Annotated in this window: 3 protein-coding genes; 2 read left to right on the top strand and 1 reads right to left on the bottom strand. The window is 70.4% G+C overall.

Features of this window, described 5'->3' with window-relative positions; all coding sequences use genetic code 11:
- On the top strand, positions 1 to 3,084 hold a 3,084-nt coding region (locus JF597_RS53125; protein ID WP_294014176.1), incomplete at its 5' end, for a S8 family serine peptidase.
- A gap of 152 nt (positions 3,085 to 3,236) precedes the next feature.
- On the top strand, positions 3,237 to 4,061 hold the full coding sequence (locus JF597_RS53120) for an SAM-dependent methyltransferase (protein WP_294014174.1): 825 nt from the start codon (positions 3,237 to 3,239) through the stop codon (positions 4,059 to 4,061).
- 19 nt (positions 4,062 to 4,080) lie between these two features.
- On the opposite strand, the gene JF597_RS53115 is transcribed toward JF597_RS53120, so the two are convergent.
- On the bottom strand, positions 4,081 to 4,403 hold a 323-nt coding region (locus JF597_RS53115), incomplete at its 5' end, for a DUF5753 domain-containing protein (protein ID WP_294014172.1).

The following is a 4,403-nucleotide window of genomic DNA, read 5'->3' as shown; positions in this document are numbered from 1 at the left end:
TTCGACGTGACCCAGCTGCTCAAGGACGGCTACGACGACGCGGGCCGGTCCGACGTACCGCTGATCGTCACGTTCAAGGGCAAGAAGACGCCCTCGATGAGCCCGTTCACCGAGGCCGGCGCCCGAATGGGCCGCACGCTGCCCGTGGTCAACGGCAAGTCGATGCGTTCCGTCAAGAAGCGCACGGCCGACTTCTGGGACACCGTCACCACGGACGAGTCCGGGGCCGTCGAGAAGGTCTGGCTGGACGGCCGGCGCAAGGCCTCGCTCGACAGAAGCGTCCCGCAGATCGGCGCACCTGCCGCGTGGGCCGCCGGATACGACGGCACCGGGGTGAAGGTCGCCGTCCTGGACACCGGCGTCGACACCTCCCACCCCGATCTGGCGGACCAGGTGGTCGAGGAGAAGGACTTCTCGGGCTCCGACGGCACCGGCGACAAGTTCGGACACGGTACGCACGTGGCGTCCACCGTGGCCGGCACCGGCGCCAAGTCCGGGGGCAAGTACAAGGGGGTCGCGCCGGGCGCGAAGATCCTCAACGGCAAGGTCCTGGACGACACCGGCTTCGGCTCGGACTCCGGGATCATCGCCGGCATGGAGTGGGCGGTGGCCCAGAAGGCGGACGTCGTCAACCTCAGCCTCGGCGGCACCGACCTGCCGGGCACCGACCCGATGGAGGAGGCCGTGAACCGGCTCTCCGCCGAATCCGACACGCTCTTCGTCGTGGCGGCCGGGAACGAGGGCGAGTTCGGCGAGGGCACGGTCGGCTCGCCCGGCAGCGCGGACGCCGCGCTCACCGTGGGCGCGGTCGACAAGTCCGACGCACTCGCCGACTTCTCCAGTCGCGGCCCGCGGGTCGGGGACAGCGGCGTCAAGCCGGACCTGACCGCGCCCGGCGTCGAGATCACGGCAGCGGCGGCGGCCGGCAGCATCGTCGAGAAGGAGTACCCCTCCGGCGTCCCCGGCTACGCCACCCTCGACGGTACGTCCATGGCGACCCCGCATGTCGCGGGCGCCGCCGCCCTCCTCGCCCAGCAGCATCCCGACTGGAGCGGCGAGCGTCTCAAGGCGGTCCTCACCGGCTCCGCGAAGCCGGGCACGTACAGCTCCTTCCAGCAGGGCACCGGCCGTACCGACCTGGTCCGGGCGCTGGGCCAGAACGTCGTCACCGAGCAGGGGCCGCTCGACTTCGGCGAGCAGCAGTGGCCGCACGACGACGACAAGCCGTCCACCAAGCAGCTCACCTACCGCAACCTCGGCACCGAGCCGGTCACCCTCGACCTGTCCGTCGACGACTTCGCGGTGGACGGAAAGCCCGCCGCCGAGGGCATGTTCAGCGTGTCCCCGCAGCGGATCACCGTCCCGGCGGGCGGCACCGCGAGCGCCGAGGTCACGGCGGACACCCGCGCGGGAAGCGCCGACGGCAGCTTCGGCGGTTCGGTGCAGGCCACGTCGGCCGACGGCAAGGCCCAGGTGCGGTCGGCCGTCGGTGTGGCGCGTGAGGTGGAGTCGTACAGCCTGACGCTGAAGCACCTCGACGAGAACGGCGCGCCGACCGGGGACGCCGCCACCTCGGTCGCCGACTTCGACGGCGACTTCTACGCCGAGTACGCCGACGAGCAGGACGGCGAGGTGACGGTACGGCTGCCCAAGGGCGACTACATCCTCAGCGGGGTCGTCCACCCGGAGATCTCGTCGCCCACCCACGCCGTGCTGGTGGAGCCGAGGTTCCGGCTGGACGGCGACAAGACCGTCACCGTGGACGCCCGGAAGGCGAAGCCGGTGGACATCACCGTGCCGGACCCGGCGGCCGAGAACACCGACGCCACCGTCCTGATCGGCTTCGGACGCGGCGAGGGCAAGCGGGACGGTTCACTCGAGTACCTGATGCCGACCTTCAAGGGCTCGCGGTTCGGGCGGCTCGGCGGCGGGGAGCCCGTGGACGGGCTCAACGCCCTGTACTCCGGCGGCTGGTCCGCACAGGGCGCGGACGGCAGTCGCGTCAACTACCACGCGGCCTGGCACCGGAAGGGCAACCTGGACGGCTTCACCGCCAAGGTCGAGCGGAAGCGGCTGGCGAAGGTCGACCTCCAGGTGGGCGAGGCCGTCGACGGCCGGCGCGTCCAGGCCGAGGTGAGCCCGCACCTGCCCGACGGCGACCTGGTGTTCGGCTTCACCGACATGCGGGGCGACCTGCCGTTCCGGAGCACCGAGTACATCCTCGACAACGGTGTGAAGTGGTCCGTGCGCACCTGGCAGGTCTCCGGTGAGGACCGGGAGTCGGTCTTCGAGAACTTCCTCATGCGGATGCCGCAGACCTGGAAGGCCGGTCACAGCTATCAGGAGCGCTTCAACGTCGGCGTCTTCGGCCCGGCACTGGCCGGCACCGGACAGCTCGGACCCGCCGGGGGCTTCCCCGGTGTCGCCCGCATGGGGAACACCGTCAGGGCGTACCTCCCGCTGTTCGGCGACGGCGCCGGACACTGGGGCATCAGCAACACGACCGCGGTGACGACCAGGCTGGAGGCGGACGGCAAGGAGATAGCCGACGACTACGGCATCCCGCCGACCGACGGGCTCACCGAGTACACGGTTCCGGCAGAGGACACCGCGTACAGGCTGACCGTCGACAACTCCCGTGACCCGGCCGTGTACCCGGTCAGCACCCACGTCCGCGCGGAGTGGACCTTCCGCTCGGCGAAGACCCCGGACAGCGAGTTCACCGCACTGCCGCTGTCCACGGTCCGCTTCAGCCCCGACCTGACCCTGGCCAGCACGGCGAAGGCCGGCAAGCGCTTCGAGGTGCCCTTCACCGTCGAGGGCGCGGCGGCGGGACAGCGCCCGGCGAAGCTGGCGTTCCAGGTGTCCTGGGAAGACCTGGCAGTCCGCCAAGTCCGTCGGCGGCACGCACCTGTCTCTGAAGCACCCGGCGACGGCGGGCTCCGTCTCCCTGCGCGCGGAGCTGACGGACCGGTCGGGCAACACCCTGACCCAGACGATCGAAAGGGCCTACCTGACCACCCCGTAACCCCCGGTACCCAGCTGCCCGGGACGGCCTCGACGCTGTCCCGGGCAGGTGGGTAAACCTCTGCGTTCGGGTCCCAACAGGCTGCGGGTACAGGCCTGTTGAGGCAGATGATTCACATGAGGCGAGCCTCGGGGATTAACGTGGACGTCCACGACCGGTGTTCGACCGTTCGGCGGGTTTCCCCGTCGCAGCACACGCAGGAGCGTCCATGGCTGATCAGGCAGAGAACTCCGAGCAGTCCGGACAGGAGGCCTTGCCCAAGATCGACACCTCTGTGCCGCAGTCGGCTCGGATCTGGAACTACTGGCTGGGCGGGAAGGACAACTACGAGGTCGACCGGGTGGCCGGCGACGCGTTCCGTGAGATCTTCCCCGGCATCGAGACCGGCGCCCGCGCGGCGCGGTACTTCCTCGCCCGCGCCGTCCGTCATCTGGCCGGTGAGGAGGGTGTCCGGCAGTTCCTGGACATAGGCACCGGGCTGCCGAACGTCGACAACACCCACCAGATCGCCCAGCGGGTGGCCCCGGAGTCCCGGATCGTCTACGTCGACAACGACCCGCTGGTGCTGGCCCACGCCCGCGCGCTGCTCACCAGCACCCCGGAAGGGGTCACCAACTACGTCGACGCCGACCTGCGCGACCCCGCCACGATCCTGCGGGAGGCCGCGAAGACCCTGGACTTCGACAAGCCCGTCGCCCTCATGCTGATGGGCATCCTCGGCCACATCGAGGACCACGACGAGGCGTGCTCGATCGTGCGGGAACTGGTGGCCGGGCTGCCCTCCGGCAGCTTCCTCGTGCAGTACGACAGCACCGCCACCAGCGAGGCCTACGTCCAGGCCATCCAGCAGTACAACGAGGGCGGTTCGATCCCCTACATCCTCCGCACCCCCGAGCAGCTCGCGCGCTACTTCGACGGACTGGAGCTGCTCGAACCGGGCGTGGCGTCGTGCTCGCGCTGGCGCCCCGACACCGAGGCGCTGGGCCTTCCCGCGGAGGTCCACCAGTACGGCGGTGTCGCTCGCAAGAGCTGAGTCCGCTCCCGCCGTGTGGTCAGGTCTCCTGGAGGATGCGGTGCAGGATCGTGGGCGTTTCGTCCGGTGACTCGGCCTCGACGGCCAGGCGGTTCATGGCGTCCCAGTAGCACTCGATCTCGGCGGGACGGTCGGGATAGAGGCCGGTGGCGAGTTGTTCGAGGTAGACAACGTCGGGCAACTCGCTGCCGGGCAGCCGCACGATGGTGAACGGGCCGCCCTCCGCCGAGTGGCCGCCGGAGAGGAACGGCAGGATCTGGAGGGAGACCTGCGGGGGCCGGCAGATCTCGATGAGATGCCTGAGCTGGCCGCGCATCGTGGAGCCGCCGCCCACGGGCCGCC

Origin of the sequence: Streptomyces sp. (genome assembly GCF_019510245.1) — a bacterium.
Lineage (GTDB): Bacteria > Actinomycetota > Actinomycetes > Streptomycetales > Streptomycetaceae > Streptomyces.
The sequence above is the reverse complement of the archived record's forward strand: the minus strand, read 5'-3'. Positions and strand labels throughout refer to the sequence as shown.

Coding starts and splice junctions, on each gene's coding strand:
- JF597_RS53120 (WP_294014174.1), top strand. CDS start 3,237: ATGGCTGATCAGGCAGAGAACTCCGAGCAGTCCGGACAGGAGGCCTTG.